Origin of the sequence: Mycobacterium numidiamassiliense, assembly GCF_900157365.1 — a bacterium.
Classification (GTDB): domain Bacteria; phylum Actinomycetota; class Actinomycetes; order Mycobacteriales; family Mycobacteriaceae; genus Mycobacterium; species Mycobacterium numidiamassiliense.
Map to the genome: position 1 here is coordinate 3,002,151 of NZ_FUEZ01000004.1, position 19,940 is coordinate 3,022,090.

18 protein-coding genes are annotated in these 19,940 nt (G+C 65.4%); 16 read left to right on the top strand and 2 right to left on the bottom strand.

Annotation, left to right across the window (positions count from 1 at the left end):
* The first annotated feature begins 36 nt into the window (after positions 1–36).
* The 3 genes from MNAB215_RS22620 to MNAB215_RS22630 are packed head-to-tail and all read left to right on the top strand — an operon-like array spanning position 37 to position 3,481.
* Entirely contained in the window at positions 37–1,251 is a 1,215-nt protein-coding gene (locus tag MNAB215_RS22620) for a cytochrome P450 (RefSeq protein WP_083746215.1), read from the top strand.
* 48 nt (positions 1,252–1,299) lie between these two features.
* Positions 1,300–2,514, top strand: a complete 1,215-nt coding sequence (locus MNAB215_RS22625) for a cytochrome P450 (protein WP_077080783.1) — start codon at positions 1,300–1,302, stop codon at positions 2,512–2,514.
* A gap of 7 nt (positions 2,515–2,521) precedes the next feature.
* Complete coding sequence (locus MNAB215_RS22630; RefSeq protein ID WP_077080784.1) at positions 2,522–3,481, top strand: SDR family NAD(P)-dependent oxidoreductase; 960 nt, start codon at positions 2,522–2,524, stop codon at positions 3,479–3,481.
* Between the two features lie 31 nt (positions 3,482–3,512).
* Here the strand turns inward: MNAB215_RS22630 and MNAB215_RS22635 are convergent, their stop codons facing one another.
* Positions 3,513–4,181 carry a hypothetical protein gene (locus MNAB215_RS22635; RefSeq protein WP_077080785.1) on the bottom strand — a complete coding sequence of 223 codons (669 nt, stop codon included), beginning with the start codon at positions 4,179–4,181 and terminating at the stop codon, positions 3,513–3,515.
* Between the two features lie 78 nt (positions 4,182–4,259).
* Here MNAB215_RS22635 and MNAB215_RS22640 point away from each other — a divergent pair, with 78 nt between their 5' ends.
* The 3 genes from MNAB215_RS22640 to MNAB215_RS22650 are packed head-to-tail and all read left to right on the top strand — an operon-like array spanning position 4,260 to position 8,320.
* Complete coding sequence (locus MNAB215_RS22640) at positions 4,260–5,765, top strand: carboxylesterase/lipase family protein (protein ID WP_077080786.1); 1,506 nt, start codon at positions 4,260–4,262, stop codon at positions 5,763–5,765.
* An 18-nt stretch (positions 5,766–5,783) separates the two neighbouring features.
* Positions 5,784–7,793 (top strand): DUF7064 domain-containing protein, encoded by a 2,010-nt coding sequence (locus MNAB215_RS22645; protein WP_077080787.1) that lies wholly within the window; start codon positions 5,784–5,786, stop codon positions 7,791–7,793.
* A 38-nt stretch (positions 7,794–7,831) separates the two neighbouring features.
* Entirely contained in the window at positions 7,832–8,320 is a 489-nt protein-coding gene (locus tag MNAB215_RS22650) for a gluconokinase (RefSeq protein WP_077080788.1), read from the top strand.
* A gap of 6 nt (positions 8,321–8,326) precedes the next feature.
* On the opposite strand, the gene MNAB215_RS22655 is transcribed toward MNAB215_RS22650, so the two are convergent.
* Complete coding sequence (locus tag MNAB215_RS22655; protein ID WP_077080789.1) at positions 8,327–9,382, bottom strand: DoxX family protein; 1,056 nt, start codon at positions 9,380–9,382, stop codon at positions 8,327–8,329.
* Positions 9,383–9,468: 86 nt separating this feature from the next.
* On the opposite strand from MNAB215_RS22655, the gene pncA reads away from it, so the two are divergent.
* From pncA to efeO, 10 genes are all read left to right on the top strand, one after another.
* Positions 9,469–10,026 carry a pyrazinamidase PncA gene (gene pncA / locus MNAB215_RS22660; RefSeq protein ID WP_077080790.1) on the top strand — a complete coding sequence of 186 codons (558 nt, stop codon included), beginning with the start codon at positions 9,469–9,471 and terminating at the stop codon, positions 10,024–10,026.
* A 2-nt stretch (positions 10,027–10,028) separates the two neighbouring features.
* Entirely contained in the window at positions 10,029–10,829 is an 801-nt protein-coding gene (locus MNAB215_RS22665) for a ketosteroid isomerase family protein (protein ID WP_077080791.1), read from the top strand.
* A 102-nt stretch (positions 10,830–10,931) separates the two neighbouring features.
* Positions 10,932–12,257: an ABC transporter substrate-binding protein gene (locus MNAB215_RS22670; RefSeq protein WP_077082242.1), complete on the top strand. Its 1,326-nt coding sequence runs from the start codon at positions 10,932–10,934 to the stop codon at positions 12,255–12,257.
* Positions 12,254–13,216 carry a carbohydrate ABC transporter permease gene (locus tag MNAB215_RS22675; protein ID WP_077080792.1) on the top strand — a complete coding sequence of 321 codons (963 nt, stop codon included), beginning with the start codon at positions 12,254–12,256 and terminating at the stop codon, positions 13,214–13,216. Before MNAB215_RS22670 ends, MNAB215_RS22675 begins: the two co-directional genes overlap by 4 nt.
* Positions 13,203–14,045, top strand: coding sequence for a carbohydrate ABC transporter permease (locus MNAB215_RS22680; protein WP_077082243.1), 843 nt, complete (start codon positions 13,203–13,205; stop codon positions 14,043–14,045). The genes MNAB215_RS22675 and MNAB215_RS22680 overlap by 14 nt, the downstream gene beginning before the upstream one ends.
* A 3-nt stretch (positions 14,046–14,048) precedes the next feature.
* Positions 14,049–15,122, top strand: coding sequence for an ABC transporter ATP-binding protein (locus MNAB215_RS22685; RefSeq protein ID WP_077080793.1), 1,074 nt, complete (start codon positions 14,049–14,051; stop codon positions 15,120–15,122).
* Between the two features lie 74 nt (positions 15,123–15,196).
* Complete coding sequence (locus MNAB215_RS22690; protein WP_077080794.1) at positions 15,197–16,150, top strand: patatin-like phospholipase family protein; 954 nt, start codon at positions 15,197–15,199, stop codon at positions 16,148–16,150.
* A gap of 46 nt (positions 16,151–16,196) precedes the next feature.
* Positions 16,197–17,027 carry a DUF3097 domain-containing protein gene (locus MNAB215_RS22695; RefSeq protein ID WP_077080795.1) on the top strand — a complete coding sequence of 277 codons (831 nt, stop codon included), beginning with the start codon at positions 16,197–16,199 and terminating at the stop codon, positions 17,025–17,027.
* A 96-nt stretch (positions 17,028–17,123) separates the two neighbouring features.
* Complete coding sequence (gene efeU, locus MNAB215_RS22700; protein ID WP_077080796.1) at positions 17,124–18,653, top strand: iron uptake transporter permease EfeU; 1,530 nt, start codon at positions 17,124–17,126, stop codon at positions 18,651–18,653.
* A 32-nt stretch (positions 18,654–18,685) separates the two neighbouring features.
* The gene (gene efeO, locus MNAB215_RS22705; RefSeq protein WP_174604625.1) at positions 18,686–19,939 is read left to right on the top strand and encodes an iron uptake system protein EfeO; all 1,254 of its coding nucleotides are present in this window, start codon (positions 18,686–18,688) and stop codon (positions 19,937–19,939) included.
* Position 19,940: the final 1 nt, after the last annotated feature.

Consider the following 19,940-nt stretch of genomic DNA (forward strand, 5'->3'; position numbering starts at 1 on the left):
TGACAGTCAACTGACACTTAATGGGAAACGCCGGTGATGTCAACAACTTCCGAACTGCGTTCCGACGCTGACCTTCCAGTGCTGCCCGTCCCACGGGCCGCGGGTTGCCCGCTGGCACCCCCAGCTGAATTCGCCGACTGGCGTGCAGAACCCGGTCTGCGACGGGCGATGTTTCACGGCAACCCGATCTGGGTGGTGAGCCGCTACCAGGACATCAGGGCTGCGCTGGTCGATCCGCGCCTGTCCGCGAAAACCCTGCCGGACGCCATGATGCCGACGGATGCCGACAACAAGATCCCGGTGGTGTTCGCGCGCACTGACGATCCCGAGCACAACCGGATTCGGCGCATGCTGACGAGCAACTTCACGTTCCGGCGTTGCGAGGCGATGCGGCCGCAAATCCAGGAGATGGTCGACGGCTACCTCGACGAGATGATCCGCAAGGGGCCGCCGACCGACCTGGTCACTGACTACGGGTTGCCGGTGCCGTCCATGGTGATCGCGTTGCTGCTGGGGGTGCCCCCGGCAGATCTCGGGCTGTTCCAGCATCACACCAGCGTTGGGCTGGACCAGAAGTCGTCCGACGAGGAGAAGACCCGGGCCTTCGGCTCGATGTACGCCTACCTGGAGGAGTTGGTGGAGCGCAAAGAGCGCGAACCCGGCGACGACCTGATCAGCCGCCTGGTCACCGAGTACGTCGCGACCGGCCAACTCAACCATGCGACCGCCGCCATCACCAGCGTGATCATGATGCAAGCCGGCCACGAAACCACCGCAAACATGATTTCGCTGGGAACGGTTGCGCTGCTGCAGCATCCCGACGTCTTCGAGCGGCTCGGCCACAGCGATGACCCGGCCGTCGTCGCGAACATCATCGAAGAGCTGATGCGCTACCTCACCATCGTGGTCAGCCAGGTCGACCGAATCGCGACCGAAGACCTCACTATCGGCGGTCAGCTGATCCGTGCGGGTGAATTCGTCATGATGAACCTGCTCGCCGGCAACTGGGATGCCGATTTTGTCGACAATCCAGAGACCTTGGACGTCGAGCGAAACACGCGTGGGCATTTGGGTTTCGGCTACGGCGTGCACCAATGCATCGGAGCCAATCTCGCTCGCGTTGAGATGCAGGTGGCGTTCTCCACATTGGCTCGGCGCCTACCTGGATTGAAACTGGCGGTGTCGCCAGACGCATTGCGTTTCAAAGAATCCGACATCTACGGCATGAAGGAGTTGCCGGTCAGCTGGTGACCGGCCACCCGCACCAGCATGCAACTCGACCATAGGGAAAAGCCGCCAATGTCAACAATTTCCGATTTGAGCTCTGATACCGATCTTCCGGTCATTCCCGTCGCGCGGGCCGCGCGATGCCCGCTACGCCCGCCGGCCGAGTTCGTCGAGTGGCGAAAGCAGCCCGGGCTGCAACGGGCGATCTACCACGGCGAGCCGGCCTGGGTGGTGAGCCGCTATCAGGACATCCGGGAGGCGCTGCTCGACCCGCGCTTGTCCGCCGACACCATCCCGGCGTCGCTCAAGCCGGAGAGCCCGGACAGCACCGTGCCGGTGATGTTCGCGCGGGTCGACGATCCCGAACATAATCGGTTACGACGCATGCTGACTCGTGACTTCACCTTCCGGCGTTGTGAAAGGATGCGGCCCCAGATTCAGGAGCTCGTCGACCAGCACATCGATCAGATGATCAGTAGTGGGCCGCCCGCGGATTTGGTCGACGACTTCGCCCTGCCGGTGCCATCACTGGTGATCGCGCTGCTTCTGGGTGTGCCCCCCCAGGACCTGGAGCTCTTCCAGCACAACTCTACGGTGGGGCTGCAGACCACCACCACCAACGAGCAACGGGCGCAAGCCTTCGGGGAAATGTACTCCTATATCCAGGAGTTGGTGAATCGCCGCGAGCACGATCCGGGCGATGACTTGATCAGCCGCCTGGTCACCGACTACGTCTTGACTGGCCAACTCACCCGCGAGACCGCGGCGATGGACGGCGTGGTCATGATGCTGGCCGGTCACGAAACCAGTGCCAACATGATTTCGCTGGGAACGGTTGCCCTGTTGGAACATCCCGACGTCTTCAAGCGGCTCGGCGAGACCGATGACCCCGCGTTTGTCGCCAACATCGTCGAAGAGCTCATGCGCTACCTCAGCATCGTGCACAGCCAGGTGGATCGGGTGGCGACCGAGGACTTCGAACTCGGCGGTCAATTGATCCACGCCGGCGACATGGTCCTGATGAACATCCCCGCCGGGAACTGGGACGCCGAGTTCGTTGACAATCCGGATGTATTCGATGCCGACCGAAATACTCGCGGGCACTTAGGTTTTGGCTACGGAGTGCACCAATGTATCGGACAGAACCTGGCCCGCGTCGAAATGCAGGTGGCTTTCGCCACGTTGGCAAAGCGCTTGCCCGGGCTGAGATTAGCGGTAGCTCCGGATGCGCTGAAGTTCAAAGACGCCGACATCTACGGAATGACGGAATTACCGGTCACCTGGTGAGGATTCAATGACGAACGAGCTGCGCTTTGACGGACAGGTCGCCGTGATCACCGGCGCCGGCGGCGGTTTGGGCAAGGAATACGCGCTGCTGCTCGCGTCTCGCGGCGCGCGCGTCGTGGTCAACGACATCGGCGGGTCGGTGACGGGGGATGGTTCGGACACCACGGCGGCCGACACCGCCGCGGCCGAAATCCGGCATCTCGGCGGCGAATCCGTCGCCGACAGCCACAGTGTGACGACCCCGGACGGGGGAGCGGCGATCATCGATACCGCCATGAACACGTGGGGCCGGGTGGACATCGTGATCAACAATGCCGGCATCGTGCGTGATGCGCCCTTCGAGGACATGAGCGCGGACCGCTTCGAACCGTTGCTCGACGTGCACCTCAGGGGCGCGTTTCACGTGACGAGACCGGCTTGGAAAGTGATGCGCGAGCAGGGGTATGGGCGAATACTCAACACGACCTCGGCGGCCGGCATCCTGGGCAACGCCGGCATGAGCAACTACGGCTCGGCCAAAACGGGACTGATCGGCTTCACCCGCGTCCTGGCGGCGGAGGGCGCGGACAAGAACATCAAGGTCAACGCCGTCGCCCCGATTGCGTTCACGCGGATGCTGACCCACTCGATCGACAGCGCCGCACCGCCGGCCGACGCGGCGGCGCAGGCCGTGCTGGACGACCTGACGAACCAATATCTGAAAAGGCTCGACCCGGCGCTGGTCGCGCCGGTCGTGGCATTCCTTTCCCACCGCGACTGCGCGGTAACGGGGGAGATTTATACCATTGGCGCAGGCCATGTTTCGCGATTCTTCGTCGGCAGGACCAAGGGGTTCTACCACCCGGAACTATCCGTCGAGGACGTTCGCGACCAGCTCGACGTGATCCGCGACGAGGCCGGCTACACCGTGCCGGGCGGCCCCGCCGACGAGATGGCCGAGCTCTTTGCGACCATCATGGCCAACTGAGGCAGCACGGCACCACAGCGTATCCAGGCGTTCAGCAGCTGAACGCAATCCCGATGCCGTCGGGCGCCGGCACCGATCGCAGGCAGCCGAACTGCAGAATTCCGGCGCCCGAGAACCGCACCGCCGACTGATGGGCGTAGTTCACGCAGAACAGGCCGGCTTGGTCGGCGCGACAGCGGTAATCGTCGTAGGACAGTGTGTCTCCGATGGCCAATTCGGGTCCATTGCCGTTGACGAACGGGCCCGGGTCGCCGCGGGCCGCGCCGATCTGGAGGCTCATGCCGTCGAAGTCGACCCAGCCGCCCTTCCATTCGCCGTAGGCGGTGTCAGGCCGCGGCGGAGGATTGGCCAGATCGACCAGGCAGACCAGCGCCCCGCCGGTGTGCTTGGAATCAGTCGTGCACGCCACCTTGGCGGCTGCAACCGCGAAGGCGATGTCGCCACCCAATTGGGTGGTGACGCCGTCGCGCGTGACAGCGTGATATCGCGCCGTATCGGCGGCCTGACCTGCCTGGATCCACGCGATGACGTCGGAGATGGCGGCACCGGCGGCAGGTGCGGTCGACGCTCCCGATGCGGTGCTGCCCGCCGGGGCCGTGGTTGTCGTCGTGGGAGCGCCGGATGTCCCGGATTGGCCGTCGCGCTGATGCGAGCATCCGGCAACCAGCAGCAAAAGTGTGACCAGCGCGGCAAACCGCATCCTGTCAGGCTAACCGTCACACCCCGGAATTCACCGCTACGCCCGCCCTACATCCGTAGTGTCGGCTACCGTCGGGCTATGCATGAGCGCACCATCCGCGCACAGACGTCCATCGGCACCGTTGAAGGCTTCACCCGCGACGGGGTTAACCGCTGGCGATCGATCCCCTACGCCCGGGCCCCGCTGGGACGGCTGCGATTCCGGGCTCCGCTGCCCGCGCAGCCGTGGTCGGGAGTGCGGCACTGCCACGGTTTCACCGGGTGCGCGCCCCAGCAGCGTCGCTACACCCTGCTGGGCGTGGGCAGGTACCAGCCGATGGACGAGGATTGCCTCACCCTGAACGTCGTCACACCCGAAATCCCTTCCGTCGAGCCCCTGCCGGTCATGGTCTTCATCCACGGCGGCGGCTACATCCTGGGTAGCTCGGCGACCCCGCTCTATGACGGCGCGGCCTTGGCGCGCCGTGGTTGCGTGTACGTGTCGGTGAACTACCGGCTCGGTGCGCTCGGCTGTTTGGACCTGTCGTCGTTGTCGACCGCGGACATCACCATCGACAGCAATTTGTACCTGCGCGATTTGGTGCTGGCGCTGCAATGGGTTCGGGACAATGTCGCGCAATTCGGCGGTGACCCAGACAATGTCACCATCTTCGGCGAAAGTGCCGGCGCGTGCATCACCTCCGCGCTGTTGGCGGTGCCCGCCGCGAAAGGCCTGTTCGCCCGCGCGATCGCGGAAAGCCCGGCCGCCGGCCTGGCGCGGTCGAAGGAGATCTCCGCCGAATTCGCGAAACGGTTCGCCGACGTGCTGGGGGTACCGGCCCAGGATGCGGCCAGGACGCTGCTGCAAGTATCCGCGGCCCAATTGGTGGAGGCCCAACATGCCCTCATCGATCAGGGCATGGAGAACCGGCTGGGCGCTTTCCCCATCGGTCCGGTCATCGGCGACGACATCCTGCCGGTGGACCCCGTCGAAGCGATGCGCGGTGGTTCGGCCCATCGCGTCCCGCTGATCGTCGGCACCAATGCCGAAGAAGGGCGGCTGTTCACCCGTTTCCTGAAGATGCTGCCGACGAATCAATCGATGATCGAAGAGCTGTTGGCTGACACGGAACCCGATGCCCGCGAACGTATTACGGCTGCCTACCCGGACTATCCGTCGGCGTCGGCGTGCATTCAGCTCGGTGGCGATTTCGCGTTCAGCTCCGCGGCCTGGCAGATCGCCGAGGCGCACAGCACCCACGCGCCCACGTATCTGTACCGGTACGACTACGCGCCGCGGACGTTGCGCTGGTCGGGGCTGGGCGCGACGCATGCCACCGAGTTGCTCGCGGTCTTCGACGTCTACCGCACCCGATTCGGCGCGTTGCTGACGGCCGCGGCCGACCAGCGCGCGGCCCTGCGGGTCAGCGACCAGGTGCAACGCCGGTGGCGGTCGTTCAGCCAGACCGGGGTTCCCGGCGACGACTGGCCTGCCTACGCCCCCGACGACCGCGCGGTCTTGGTCTTCGACCGCAAGTGCCGCGTGGAGTTCGACCCACACCCCGATCGCCGGATGGCCTGGGACGGGTTCTCTTTAGCGCCTTGACCTGGCACGCTGAGCCTCATGCCCGCAGACACCGAGCACATTATCGAACGACCCAGTGAACTCACGACGTCCTGGTTGACCGCGGCTATCGGTGCGGGAGACATTGCGGATTTCTCCGTCGAGCGCATCGGCACCGGCCAGATGAGCGAGTGTTACCGCGTCCAACTGCGGTACACGGATGAAACCGCCGACCCTGATCGGCCGGACTCGGTGATTTTGAAGGTCGCGGCCGGCGACCCGGTGAGCCGGCAAACCGGGGCGGCCCTGGGCCTCTACGAGCGTGAGGTCCGCTTCTACGCGGACATCGCGTCAAGGCTCGGCGGCCCGATCGCGCCGTGCTATCACGGCGCGATCGACGCTGCGACGGGCGTGTTCGATCTACTCCTCGGCGATGCCGGTCCGGCCGTCGTCGGCGACGAAATCGCCGGTGCCACAATCGAACAGGCCACACTCGCCGTCGCCGAACTGGGACGCCTGCACGGTCCGCTGCTCGGCGACGCTTCGCTGGCCGCAGCTCCGTGGCTCAACCGTGACTCGCCGCTGAACCAAGCGATGATCACCGGGCTCTATGCGGGTTTCATCGACCGATACGCAGACCAGATCGCGCCGGAACATCGCGCAGTCTGCGAGCATCTGGTCGGCGCGTTCGACGACTACGCGGCGGCCGAGGCCGAGTCGGGCCGCATCCACGGCCTGGTTCACGGCGACTACCGCCTGGACAACATGCTGTTCGGCACCGACGGCGCCGACCGCGCGCTGACCGTCGTCGACTGGCAGACCGTTTCCTGGGGCCCAGCGCTGACCGACCTGGCGTACTTCATCGGCTGCGCGTTGCCGACCGCGCAACGCCGCGAACACTATGACGCGTTGCTGCGGGCATACCACGAAGCGCTGGGGCCACAGGCGGCGCTCACGCTCGCAGACGTTGCCGAAGGTGTGCGTCGCCAAAGCTTTTTCGGTGTGATGATGGCGATCGTCTCGTCGATGTTGGTGGAGCGCACCGAGCGGGGCGACCGGATGTTCATGACCATGCTGCAACGCAACTGCGACCACGCCCTGGATACCGACGCGTTGGCGACGCTGCCCGCGCCGGCGGCGCCGCAACCGCTGCAACCCTCCGAAGACGACGAGGGCACGCATACACCGACCGCCGAACCGCTGTGGAGCGAGAGCTGGTACGCCGACTTCGTCGATGCCGCACAGGGATTGGGCGGCTGGTTTCGTATCGGCCTGATTGCGAACCAGCAGACCGCGTGGGTTCAGGCGCTCTTGTGCGGACCGGACCTGCCGACGGTGGCCGTCGCCGCCGACGTCCCGCTGCCGCCGGATCCGTGGGTGGTGCGCGCCGACGGGCTGGAGCTCGGCCATGCCGCCAGCACGCCGCTGCAGTGCTACCGGGTCGATCTGCGCGGGCAGGGTCAGTCGTATTCAGACCCGTCCGCCCTGTTGCGTGGGGAGGCGGGAACTCCCGTCGAGCTGACGATGGACCTGGTGTGGGCCACCGACGGGACGCCCTACAAGTACCGGATTACAACGCGTTACGAGATCCCCTGCACCGTGTCGGGCACCGTGACCGTCGACGGCAAAACCTACGAGTTCGACTCGGTGGCCGGGCAGCGGGACCACTCGTGGGGTGTTCGCGACTGGTGGAGCATGAACTGGGTGTGGAGCGCCCTGCACCTCGACGACGGTACGCACGTGCACGGTGTGAACATGCGGATCCCGGGTGTCCCGAATTTCAGCGTCGGTTATGTGCAGGATCCGAAGGGCGCCCTCACCGAATTGGACGCGGTGAACACGCGAGAATCGTTCGACATCAACGGTTTACCTGTCGATGCAACATTGGTCTTCGATCCCGCTGACCTGACCACCAACCTCGAGGTGCACGGCAACGCGCCGGTCCGTCTGACCGCCGAGGACGGGCGGGTGAGCGAGTTCGCCCGCGCCTGGGTCGGCGTCAACACCGCCGATGGCCGCTCCGGCGTCGGCTGGATCGAATGGAACCGCAACTTGGAGCAACGGACATAGCCGCGGCCTCGCACGGCGCGCCATCACCCATCGTGGTGATGGGCGTATCGGGCTCGGGCAAGTCGACGGTGGGTTCCGCACTGGCGCAACGCTTGCGGGTGCCGTTCGTGGACGCCGACACCCTGCATCCGCCATCCAACATCGCCAAGATGAGTGCCGGCGAACCACTCGACGACGACGATCGCAGCCCCTGGCTGGACAAGATCGGTGAATGGCTGGCCGGACACCGTGACGGCGGAGTGGTGAGCTGCTCTGCCCTCAAACGGGCCTACCGGGCCCGGCTGCGCGCACATTGCCCGGGCATCGAGTTTCTCTATCTCAGGGGTTCACCGGAGCTGATCGGCCGCCGGATCGCCGACAGGACAGGGCATTTCATGCCGCCCGCGTTGCTGCGATCGCAATTCGACACGCTCGAACCGCTCGGCCCCGACGAACCTGGCGTCACCGTCGATGTCAGTCAACACGTCGACACGATCGTCGGCGGCGTCCTGGCGCGCTTACAAGCGCGGCAGGCGATGCAGGCCTGAGCGCGCCTACCAGGGGCGGCGCTTGCGCGCCGTGTCGGCCAACTGACCGCCGCGCTCGGCGGCCGTGTCGGCGAACTCGCTCCCGTAATCCCAGGCGGATTCGGCCAGCTCGATACCCCGGGCCCGGGCGGTGTCGGCCAGCTTCTCGCTGCGCTTGCGGGCTTTCTTGGCCAATTTCTCGCTGCGCTTACGCGCCTTCTTCGCCAGCTTTTCGCTGCGGTCGGCGGCGGTGCTGGCGAACTCATGACCCCGCTCCAGGGCGGCGTCGACATACGGTGCGCTGCGCTCGGCTGCGGTGCTGGCCAGTTCCTCGCTGCGCTTGCGCGCCTTTTTGGCCAGCTTTTCGCTGCGGTCGGCGGCGGTGCTGGCCAGTTCGCGGCCTCGTTCCAGCGCTGCTTCGGCGTAGGGTGCGCTGCGGTCGGCTGCGGTGGTGGCGAGTTCGCGGCCTCGTTCCAGCGCTGCTTCGGCGTAAGGCGCGCCGCGTTCGGCAGCGGCACTGGCCAATTCACGGCCACGTTCGGCGCTCGTATGCAGGCCGTGCACGATCTTCTCGCCGAGCTCCGCGAAGTCGGTGTCGTCGGACCCCGGGAGTGCGGAGGACACCCGCTCGGAGAGCCGCTCGGCAGCCCGGCGGCTACGCCACCCGAGTGATGGCTTGCCCGCAGTGTCAGCCGACGCAATCAGCAGGCCGCCCAGCAGACTCAGGTCGGTCAGGAATTGCTGGCGTTTCTCGGCTTTGAGTTGCGGGTCGAGTTCGTTCCAGAACGAGTGGGTTCCGAGGTTGGCCGGAAGCACCGTCAACGCCAGGGCGGCCGATGCGACCCGCGGCAGTCTCCCGCTGGCGAGCAGCACGCCGCCGCCGATCTGAACGATCGCGGTGACTTGCGCGACCGTCTGGGGGTCGCTCGGGATGCGGCTGCCGAGGGGGTCAGGCAGCGACTGCAGGCCGTCGACCGCCGGCGCCGCGGCTTCGGCCGCCGATTTGGGGTTGAGCAGCGAATTGATTCCTTGCCCGATAAACGCCGCGGACAGTAGAGGCCGCGCGATTCTCCGAATCACCATGACAGCTGGGTTACCCGGCCGCACAGCGAACAAACCGACCGGTTATCGCCCCAGCTGGCACTGGTCGCCGGCGCTAGGGTGGGCGTATGCGTGCGTTGGTCATCGTCGACGTACAAAACGACTTCTGCGCGGGCGGTTCGCTGGCGGTGCCTGGTGGGGCGGCCTTGGGCGGCGCCATCAGCGACTACCTGGCCGGCCGGCCCGGCTATCAGCACGTGGTCGCGACCAAGGACTTCCATATCGATCCGGGTGATCATTTCTCGGATCACCCGGATTTCGCCACGACCTGGCCACCCCACTGCATCGCGGGAAGCCCAGGGGCGGATTTTCATCCCGCTCTCGACACCGGTCCGATCGAGGCGGTCTTCTGTAAGGGCGCTTACGCGGCCGGCTATAGCGGCTTCGAAGGCGTCGACGAGAACGGAACCTCGCTGCTCGATTGGCTGCACCAGCGGGGAGTCGACGAGGTCGACCTGGTCGGCATCGCCACCGAGCAGTGTGTCCGGCGGACGGCCGAGGACGCGGTCCGGGCCGGTCTGACCACCCGGGTGCTGGTCGGGCTGACGGCTCCGATCTCACCGGAGTCGGCCGTCACAGCGCTGGCGGGGATGCGGACCGCCGGCGTCGAATTGGTGGAGGGCTAGTCATGGTGGTGCCGCTGGACCGCGAGCGCCTGCTCGCCGCCGTCGAACGATCGCCGCAAGCGGTCACCGCGCATGATCGCGAAGCGTGGGTTGGGCTGTTCACCGTCGACGCCAGCATCGAAGACCCGGTGGGTTCGCGGCCGCATGTGGGCACAGCGGAGATCGGCCGCTTTTACGACACTTTCATCGAGCCGCGCGACATCACCTTTCACCGCGATCTTGACATCGTGTTCGGCACTGTCGTGCTGCGTGACCTGGAGCTTGAGGTGGCGATGGGTCCGGCGGTCACGATGCATATTCCCGCGTACCTGCGCTACGACCTCCGAGAAGCTCACGGCGAGTGGCGGATTGCCGAATTGCGGGCTTACTGGGAGCTGCCGGCGATGATGGCGCAATTCCTGCGGACCGGATCGCGGGCAATGTCGCCAGCGCTGCAGATGTCGCGTGATCTGTTGGTCATTCAGCGGTTGCGGGGCACCGCGGGTTTCATGAGTGGTTTTCGTCGAGTGGGCGCGCGGCACAAAAGGCTGGTGCAGACGTTCCTCGACGCCCTTGCGCGCGGCGACAAAGCGACCGCGATGCGCGCGCTGGCTCCCTCTGCCGCAACAACTTTGGGGGACAACGACGCACTGGACATCGCCGAGCTCGCCGAGCAGCTGTATCGCGCGCAGTGGAGCAAGATGAACGGCTCGGGCCCCACGGTCACCGTGTCATTGAACTCGGGTCATGGCCGGGGCATTATGTTCGCCGACGTCGCGTGGCGAGGCAACACGATCACCAAAATCCGGTATTTTCCCGCCTGAGACCCGCGTGTTCTATCCAGCAACGCCGCAGCCTCACCGGGTACCAAGGACTGCAGGACACAAACGGCCGGAGGTCGGTTACGAGTCACGATCGGAAGCATGATGCTTGATAAGCCGTTCGGGCGGCGCGGCCTGCTGCGGGGGGCCGGCGTGCTCACCGCGGCCTCGCTGGTCGGATCGGGCGCCGGCTGCGCTTCCGACGACGACGCGTTGACCTTCTTCTTTGCGGCCAATCCGGACGAGGCCGCCGCTCGCATGCGGGTCGTCGGTGAATTCCAGCGCCGTCACCCTCATATCAAGGTGCGTCCGGTCCGGTCCGGGCCGGGCATTATGCAGCAGTTGTCGACGTTCTGTGCGGGCGGCAAGTGCCCGGATGTGATGCAGGCTTGGGACCTGAGCTATGCCGAGCTGGCCGACCGGGGAGTGTTGCTGGACCTGAACGGTTTTCTGGCGCGCGAACAAGCCTTCGCGACGCAGTTGAAGGCGGAAAGCATTGGGCCGCTGTATGACACGTTTGCGTTCAACCACGGGCAATTTGCCTTTCCGGAGCAGTGGTCCGGAAATTTCTTGTACTTCAACAGACAGCTGTTCGCAGACGCCGGAGTGCCGGAGCCGCCCCATACCTGGGACAAGACCTGGACGTTCGCCGAATTCGTCGACGCGGCCACGGCGTTGACCAAGCGGGACGGATCGGGACGGTCCACGCAATGGGGCTTCGTCAACACCTTCGTCTCCTACTACTCGGCTGGGTTGTTCGCCATGAACAACGGGGTGCCGTGGTCCAGCCCGCAGAAGAACCCCAGTCACCTGAATTTCGACAATCCCGCATTCATGGAGGCCGTGCAGTTCTACGCCGATCTGTCCAACGAGCACAACGTCGCCCCCAATGCGTCCGAGGTGCAGTCGATGTCCACACCTGACCTGTTCGCATCGGGCAAGGCGGCGATGGCGCTCGGCGGCCACTGGCGATACCAGACCTTCATGGCCGCCGAGGGCTTGGATTTCGACGTGGCCCCGTTACCGGTAGGACCGTCGCTGCCCCACGGACGCAGCGCGTGCTCCAACATCGGCACCACCGGACTGGCCATCGCGGCGAGCAGCCAACGCAAGGATCAGGCATGGGAATTCGTCAAGTTCGCCGCGGGCCCGGTCGGGCAGGCGATCATCGCTGAATCGTGTCTGTTCGTCCCGGTGTTGCGGTCGGTGTTGCACTCGGAGGGATTCGCCAAGGCCCACCGCAGGATTCGCAATCTCCCGGTTCTGACCGAAGGGCCGTCCTATTCCGAGGGCCTACCCGTCACCCCGGCATGGGAGAAGGTCGTGGCCCTGATGGACCGCGACATGGGACCCGTATTGCGAGGAGCCCGCCCGGCTACATCACTGACCGGGCTATCGCGAGCCGTCGACGAGGTGTTGGGCAGTCCATGACGTCGATCGACACCTCCGCACAGTCCACGCCGGCCGGCGCAACACCACCAGCACGGCGGACGCGTCCCTCGCGCCGGCGCGCCCGGGCCGGTCGCCTCTTCGTCGCACCGAACCTGCTCGCGGTCGCGGTGTTCATGGTCTTTCCGCTCGGCTTCTCGCTGTACATGAGCTTTCAGCGCTGGGATGTATTCAATCCGCCAAAGTTTGTGGGCCTCAAGAACTTCGAACAGCTTTTCACCTCCGATCCGTTGTTCCTCATCGCTATCCGCAACACCGTAGTCTTCACCGTCGGAACGGTCGTGCCGACCATCTTGATCAGCCTCGTCGTTGCCGCGGTATTGAACCGGAAAGTCAAGGGCATCGCGATTTTCCGGACAATCGTCTTCATGCCGCTGGCCATCTCGTCGGTGGTGATGGCGGTCGTGTGGCAGTTCGTTTTCAACACCGACAATGGGCTGCTCAACATCATGCTGGGCTGGATCGGAATCGGCCCGATCCCCTGGCTGGTCGACCCCAACTGGGCGATGGCCTCGCTGTGCATCGTCAGTGTGTGGCGAAGCGTTCCGTTCGCCACCGTTATCCTGATGGCCGCCATGCAAGGCGTTCCCGAAACCGTTTACGAGGCAGCCAGGATCGACGGCGCGGGCGAGGTACGGCAGTTCGCCTTCATCACGGTGCCGCTGATCCGCGGATCGATATCGTTTGTCGTGATCATTTCGATCATCCACGCGTTCCAGGCATTCGACGTGGTCTACGTCCTCAACGGCAGCAATGGCGGTCCGGAAACCTCAACATATGTTCTGGGCATCATGCTCTTCCAGCACGCCTTCTCGTTCTTGGAGTTCGGCTACGCTTCGGCGCTGGCATGGGTGATGTTCGCGATCTTGCTCGTGCTGACCGTGATTCAGTTGCGGATCACCCGGCAGCGTTCCTGGGAGGCATCTCGTGGCCTTAGCTGAGCGCGTGGTCAAGGGGACCGTCGTTCGTGCTGTTCCGGTCTATGCCGCACTGGTCGGCATCGCGTGGTTCTGGCTGTTCCCGGTGGCCTGGGCGGTGTCGGGCTCGCTGAAACGGGAAGGCGAGATCAGCCAGCCCATAATGTTTCCCGCCCAGCCGCAGTGGTCGAACTACGCCGACGTGTTCAGGCTGATGCCGTTCTGGCGGATGTTCTTCAACACGGTGCTGTATGCAGGCTGCGTCACCGCCGGACAGGTCTTCTTCTGCTCATTGGCTGGATATGCCTTTGCGCGCTTGCAATTTCGCGGTCGCGACACGTTGTTCGTTTTGTACCTCGGCACCCTGATGGTGCCGCTTACCGTGACCGTGATTCCGCAGTTCATCCTGATGCGGATCGCGGGTTGGGTCGACACCCCGTGGGCGATGATCGTGCCCGGCCTGTTCGGCAGCGCGTTCGGGACCTACCTCATGCGGCAGTTCTTCCAGACGCTGCCCGGCGATCTCGAGGAAGCCGCGATCCTAGACGGCTGCTCGCCATGGCAGATTTACTGGCGGATTCTGCTGCCCCATGCCCGACCCGCCGTGATGGTGCTCGCCGTGCTCACCTGGGTCAACGTCTGGAACGATTTTCTGTGGCCGCTGCTCATGCTTCAGCGCAACAGCCTGGCGACGCTGACGCTCGGCCTGGTCCGGCTGCGCGGGGAGTACGTCGCGCGCTGGCCGATCATCATGGCGGCCTCGATGCTCATCATGGTTCCGCTGGTCGTTATCTACGCGTTTGCGCAGCGGTCCTTCGTCCGTGGCATCGCGGTAACCGGAATGAGTGGGTGAGGCGTGGCTTCGGTGAGTTTCGAGCAAGCGACACGCTGCTATCCGGGCGCCGACCGGCCGGCCCTGGATGGCCTTGACCTGTTCGTCGACGACGGCGAGTTTGTCGTGCTGGTAGGGCCATCGGGATGCGGCAAGACGACGTCGCTGCGCATGGTGGCCGGACTGGAGACGGTGGACGCCGGATGCGTGCGGATCGGCGACCGCGACGTCACCCACGTCGATCCCAAAGATCGCGATGTGGCGATGGTCTTCCAGAACTACGCCCTGTACCCGCACATGACGGTGGCACAGAACATGGGCTTCGCGCTGAAGATCGCGAAGACCCCGAAGGCCGAGATTCGCGAGCGGGTTCTGGACGCGGCGAAACTGCTTGACCTGCAACCGTATCTGGATCGCAAACCCAAAGACCTGTCCGGTGGTCAACGTCAACGGGTGGCGATGGGACGTGCGATCGTGCGCCGCCCACAGGTGTTCCTGATGGACGAACCACTGTCCAATCTCGATGCCAAGTTGCGGGTGCAGACCCGCAACCAGATCGCCGCCCTGCAGCGCCGGCTCAAGACCACCACGGTCTACGTCACTCACGACCAGGTTGAGGCGATGACCATGGGTGACCGCGTCGCGGTCCTGCGTGACGGCCTGCTGCAACAGTTCGCGGCGCCGCGCGAGCTCTATCGCAATCCCGCGAACGTCTTCGTGGCCGGCTTCATCGGATCGCCTGCGATGAATCTGTTCACTCTTCCCATCGTCGATTCGGTCGTCTCGCTGGGGGATTGGTCGATCCAACTGCCGCGTGAAATCACCGGTACCGCAAGTGAAGTCGTGGTGGGAGTCCGTCCCGAGCATTTCGAGCTGGGTGGCCTCGGCGTCGAGATGGAAGTCGACGTGGTCGAGGAGCTCGGAGCCGATGCTTACCTCTACGGCCATATCGCCGACGGGGGCAAGGTGATCGCCCAGAACGTCGTTGCGCGCGCCGACGGCCGTAACCCACCGCAGAAGGGCAGCCGGGTGCGTCTGCATCCCGAACCCGGGCACCTACACTTTTTCGGAGTCGACGGGAAGCGGATCGCAGTGTGACGATGCGACCAAGCGATCGACGATGCTATTTTGGCTGGACCGCAAGTACATTGACGCGGACCTAGGGGGTCGTTGTGGACTCGGTTGATCTGGTCTGCGAAGGCGGTGGCGTTCGGGGTATCGGCCTGGTCGGAGCGGTGGATGCGCTGGCCGCGGCCGGCTACCGGTTCCCGCGGGTCGCGGGGACCAGCGCGGGTGCGATCGTCGGATCCCTGGTCGCGGCACTGCAGCATGCCGGTGCACCGCTGAGCCGGCTCGCCGAAATCATGCGCAGCATCGATTACCGAAAGTTCCTCGACCGCAACCTGATTGGACACATTCCACTCATCGGTGGGGGACTGTCACTGTTGGTGTCCGACGGTGTATACCGCGGCGCGTATCTCGAACACCTGGTGGCCGAACGGCTTGCCGAGTTCGGCGTCCACACCTTCGGCGACCTGCGCACCGGCGACGAGCCCGACCAGTTCGCCTGGTCGCTGGTCGTGACCGCCAGCGACCTGTCCCGGCGCCAACTGGTGCGTATTCCGTGGGACCTGCCTTCATACGGCATTGACCCGGACACATTTCCGGTCGCCCGCGCCGTGCACGCCTCGGCTGCGATTCCCTATGTGTTCGAGCCCGTCCGAGTCGGCGGCGCCACCTGGGTGGACGGCGGATTGCTCTCCAACTTTCCGGTGGACCTGTTCGACCGGCCCGGGCCGCGCTGGCCGACCTTCGGGATCCGGCTGTCGGCGCGACCGGGCATACCGCCCACCCATCCGGTGCACGGGCCGGTGTCGTTGGGGCTCGCGGCGATTGAGACGTTGGTGAGCAATCAAGACAATTCGTACATCGACGACCCCTGCACGGTTCGTCGCACTATCTTCGTGCCGGCTGACCAAGTGAGCCCGATCGACTTCGATCTCAGCGAAGAACAACGCGAAGCCCTCTATCAGAGCGGATTGCAAGCGGGTCAGAAGTTCTTGAAGACCTGGAACTATGCGGACTATCTGTCGGCGTGCGGTGGCCCAGTCAAACCGTCGACGTAGGGCGCGCCGTCACCCGGTTGTCCAAAAGCCTTCCTAATATTGCCGAGTGGACGATCGCTACGGAACCGATGTTCTCGCCGCGGGTCGGCGCAAGCCCCGCTCGACAGAGCATCCGGCGGAGCTGGGCCTGGTCGTCGAGGACGTGGAGAGCGGCTACGTCGGCGCCGTGGTTCGGGTGGAATACGGCCGCGTGCAACTCGAGGATCGTCACGGCCGCACCCGCGGCTTTCCGCTGGGACCCGGCTATCTGTTGGAAGGCCGCCCGGTCATCCTGACCGCGCCGCGGCGTTCGGCGCCCACCGGCCCCAGTCGGACGGCGTCGGGCTCGGTCGCGGTACCGGGTGCCCGTGCCCGGGTCGCGCGGGCGAGCCGGATCTATGTTGAGGGCCGTCATGACGCCGAACTCGTCGCGCAGGTCTGGGGGGAGGACTTGCGCATCGAAGGTGTCGTCGTTGAACACCTCGGGGGCGTCGACGATCTGGTGGGCATCGTGGCGGAGTTTCGTCCCGGGCCGCGCCGCCGGCTCGGCGTCCTGGTCGACCACCTTGTCGCGGGTTCGAAGGAGACGCGGATCGCCGAGGCCGTGCGCAACGGGCCGGGCGGTCCCGACACCCTGGTGGTCGGTCATCCCTACGTCGACATCTGGCAGGCGGTCAAGCCGCAGCGGCTCGGCCTGAAAGCCTGGCCGGCAGTGCCGCGCCACATCGAGTGGAAGCGCGGTGTGTGTCAGGCGCTCGGCTTGCCACATGCGAGCCAGGCCGACATCGCCGCGGCATGGCGGCACATCCGGTCGCGCGTGCGGGACTGGAACGATGTGGAGCCAGAACTGATCAGCCGGGTCGAAGAACTCATCGACTTTGTGACGCAGCCGGGGTGATGAGCACTTCCGGCCCGGCCAAGCGCCCTTAACCACGGCGGCAAGTTAGGTTAGGCTAACTCGAGGGTCCCGATCCGCGGGACAGGAATCGGACGCATGCAGGGCGTATTCGGAATCTTCCTCGGCACGTTCCTCATTGGCCTGCGGGAAGGCCTCGAGGCGACGCTCATCGTCAGCATCGTCGGCGCCTTCCTCAAGCGAAACGGCCAACCGATGCGTCCGATGTTCGCCGGCGTCGCCTTGGCCGTGCTGATCAGCGTCGCGGTGGGCGTCGGCCTGGATCTGCTCTCGGCGACCCTGCCGCAGGCTCAGCAAGAGATGATGGAAACCGTCATCAACGCCGTCGCCGTGGTGTTCGTGACGTCGATGATCATCTGGATGAATCGCAACGCCGCGCGACTCAAGGGCGAACTCGAACATGAAGCCCAGCAGGCGCTCAACCGCGGCGGCGCGCTGGCACTCGTGGTGATGGCCTTCCTTGCGGTGCTCAAGGAGGGCTTCGAGACCTCGGTGTTCCTGCTGGCCGCCGCGGAGACGTCCCACGGCAACCGTTGGATGGCCGTGCTCGGCGGCGCGACGGGAATCGCGTTGTCGATAGCGCTGGGTGCCGGCCTCTACTACGGCGGCCTGAAACTCAACCTCGGCCGCTTCTTCCGCATCACGGGTGTGTTCTTGGTGCTGATCGCCGCGGGGTTGGTACTCGGCGGACTGCGCACCGCGCACGAGGCCGGCTGGGTCACCGTCGGCCAGCAACAGGCCCTGGACCTGTCTGCCTGGATACCCAGCCAGTCCGTGCTGGGCGCGCTGGTCACCGGGGTGTTCGGTATCCCCGCCGACCCACGCCTGGTCGAAGTAATGGGCTGGCTGCTCTACGCGGTGCCCGTGCTCGTCGTCTTCCTGTGGCCGGCCCGGCGTGCCGCGACACCGCGAACCCGGAGCCGCCTACTGGCCGCCACCTCGGCACTGCTGCTCATCGTCGCGGCGATACTGGCGATCACGACGCCCGCCGGCAGCTCGCCGCGCGCCGCGCGCACCGTCACCGACCGCTCGGGTCACACGGCCAAGGTGGCGATGATGACTGGGCCGCACGGACGCGAGCTGACGGTAGCCCCGGAGGGCAGCTCGACCGTCAGCAGCATCACGCTTATCCCGGCAGGCGACCAAACGGTGGATGGCTTACCGGTACAGGCATGGCAGGCTTCAGAGGCTGCCGGGGCCGATGGTGCGCCGGCAGTCACGCTGGACCAGTTGCTGAGCATGACGGGGGGCCGGCTGCCGGTCGGTCTCGCGATTGGCCGCACGCCGGGGCCCTTTCTGGGGCAATGGGTTACGACCACCGTGTATACCGTGCTCGCACAAGGTGATTCCGTGATATCGGCGCAAGCGACGAGCAACCGCACGGCGATACTGACCGGCGGTGGGCTGACCGGGGCCAAGACCGTGAGTCTTGGCGGGTTACCGACGGACTGGTCCACGTCCAGTGCCGAAGACCACTCGACGACGGCCGAGATCGTCGCGAACGACCGCGACCACGCCGAGGGGCGGTTGTGGCGAGTCTGGGCGCCGTTGGCTATTGCCGGTCTCGCGCTGGTGTGCGCTGTCGGCGATAGCCTCGGTGCGCAGTGACCGCAGCCAAGTTGAGGAGAGGAAGTCGATTGATGGTGAGTCGCACCGCCCGGGCAGCGTGCCGGTCTCGTGAATTCGTCTTGACTGCAACGGTTTTGGCTACGACGTCAGTCTTGCCGCTGGCCGCGTGCAGCCACTCGAACAGCCAATCGAGCCCCGCGGGATCCGGGCAAGCCGGCGGGCCGAACGCGGTCAAGGTGACGATGGCCAACAACGGCGGAAAAGACGGTTGCGCGCTGAACACGACCAGCGTGCCGGCCGGTCCGGTGACCTTCACGGTGGCCAACACCAGCGCACCGGGAATCACCGAAATGGAGTTGCTCAGGGATCAGCGCATTGTCGGTGAGAAGGAGAATCTCGCACCCGGGCTGGATCCGGTGTCGTTCACCGTCACGTTGGACGGCGGCTTGTATCAGTTGTACTGCCCGGGCGCGAGCACCGAATACCAAACCCTGACGGTGACGGGCAGCGCACCGTCCGCACCGACGGGCACGGTGGCGAGCATCTTGAGCCAGGGCACCAAGGATTACGCGGTGTACATCGTCAACCAGATCGGCCAGCTCAACGACGGCGTCAAAGCCCTCGATGTGGCCGTGCAGGCGGGCAACGTCGACGCCGCCAAGGCCGCGTATGCCAAAGCGCGACTGTTCTGGGAGCGGTCGGAGTCCACCGTGGAGGGCTTCGTGCTGCCGGGCTTCGCCGCCGGGGACAACGCCGGCAGCCTCGACTACCTGATCGACATGCGCGCGTCCACCCCGGTCGATGCCAAAGTGGGGTGGAAGGGTTTCCACGCCGTCGAGCGTGACCTGTGGCAGGGCAACGCGATCACCCCCGCCACCAAGGCGCTCAGCACCGAATTGGTCGGCAACGTAGGCAAATTGAAGGACATCGTCGCCTCGCTGCAATACAAGCCCGAAGATTTGGCCAACGGCGCCAGCGATCTGATCGAAGAGGTGCAGAACACCAAGATCACCGGCGAAGAGGAGGCCTTCAGTCACATTGACCTGGTCGACTTTTCGGGCAACGTGGAAGGCGCCCAGCAGGCCTACGCCTCACTGCGGCCGGGTCTGCAGAAGATCGACGACAATCTCGTCACGCAGATCGATCAGCAGTTCCAGGCGGTCCTCGGTGTGCTGGACGGCTACCGCGACCCGTCGGCGCTGGGCGGCTACCGGACCTACACACCAGCGCTGCAGGCGAGCGACGCAACGAAACTGACCGCAGTCATCCAGCCGCTGCATCAGAGCCTGTCCACAGTCGCCCAAAAAGTCGTCACAGCCAACTGAC

Bases quoted from the DNA above. Each gene is read 5' to 3' on its own strand.
- MNAB215_RS22665 (WP_077080791.1), top strand. From the start codon at position 10,029: ATGGTGGTGCCGCTGGACCGCGAGCGCCTGCTCGCCGCCGTCGAACGA.
- efeU (WP_077080796.1), top strand. From the start codon at position 17,124: ATGCAGGGCGTATTCGGAATCTTCCTCGGCACGTTCCTCATTGGCCTG.
- MNAB215_RS22630 (WP_077080784.1), top strand. From the start codon at position 2,522: ATGACGAACGAGCTGCGCTTTGACGGACAGGTCGCCGTGATCACCGGC.
- MNAB215_RS22645 (WP_077080787.1), top strand. From the start codon at position 5,784: ATGCCCGCAGACACCGAGCACATTATCGAACGACCCAGTGAACTCACG.
- efeO (WP_174604625.1), top strand. From the start codon at position 18,686: ATGGTGAGTCGCACCGCCCGGGCAGCGTGCCGGTCTCGTGAATTCGTC.
- pncA (WP_077080790.1), top strand. From the start codon at position 9,469: ATGCGTGCGTTGGTCATCGTCGACGTACAAAACGACTTCTGCGCGGGC.
- MNAB215_RS22655 (WP_077080789.1), bottom strand. From the start codon at position 9,382: ATGGTGATTCGGAGAATCGCGCGGCCTCTACTGTCCGCGGCGTTTATC.
- MNAB215_RS22640 (WP_077080786.1), top strand. From the start codon at position 4,260: ATGCATGAGCGCACCATCCGCGCACAGACGTCCATCGGCACCGTTGAA.
- MNAB215_RS22650 (WP_077080788.1), top strand. From the start codon at position 7,832: ATGGGCGTATCGGGCTCGGGCAAGTCGACGGTGGGTTCCGCACTGGCG.
- MNAB215_RS22625 (WP_077080783.1), top strand. From the start codon at position 1,300: ATGTCAACAATTTCCGATTTGAGCTCTGATACCGATCTTCCGGTCATT.
- MNAB215_RS22675 (WP_077080792.1), top strand. From the start codon at position 12,254: ATGACGTCGATCGACACCTCCGCACAGTCCACGCCGGCCGGCGCAACA.
- MNAB215_RS22670 (WP_077082242.1), top strand. From the start codon at position 10,932: ATGCTTGATAAGCCGTTCGGGCGGCGCGGCCTGCTGCGGGGGGCCGGC.
- MNAB215_RS22635 (WP_077080785.1), bottom strand. From the start codon at position 4,181: ATGCGGTTTGCCGCGCTGGTCACACTTTTGCTGCTGGTTGCCGGATGC.
- MNAB215_RS22620 (WP_083746215.1), top strand. From the start codon at position 37: ATGTCAACAACTTCCGAACTGCGTTCCGACGCTGACCTTCCAGTGCTG.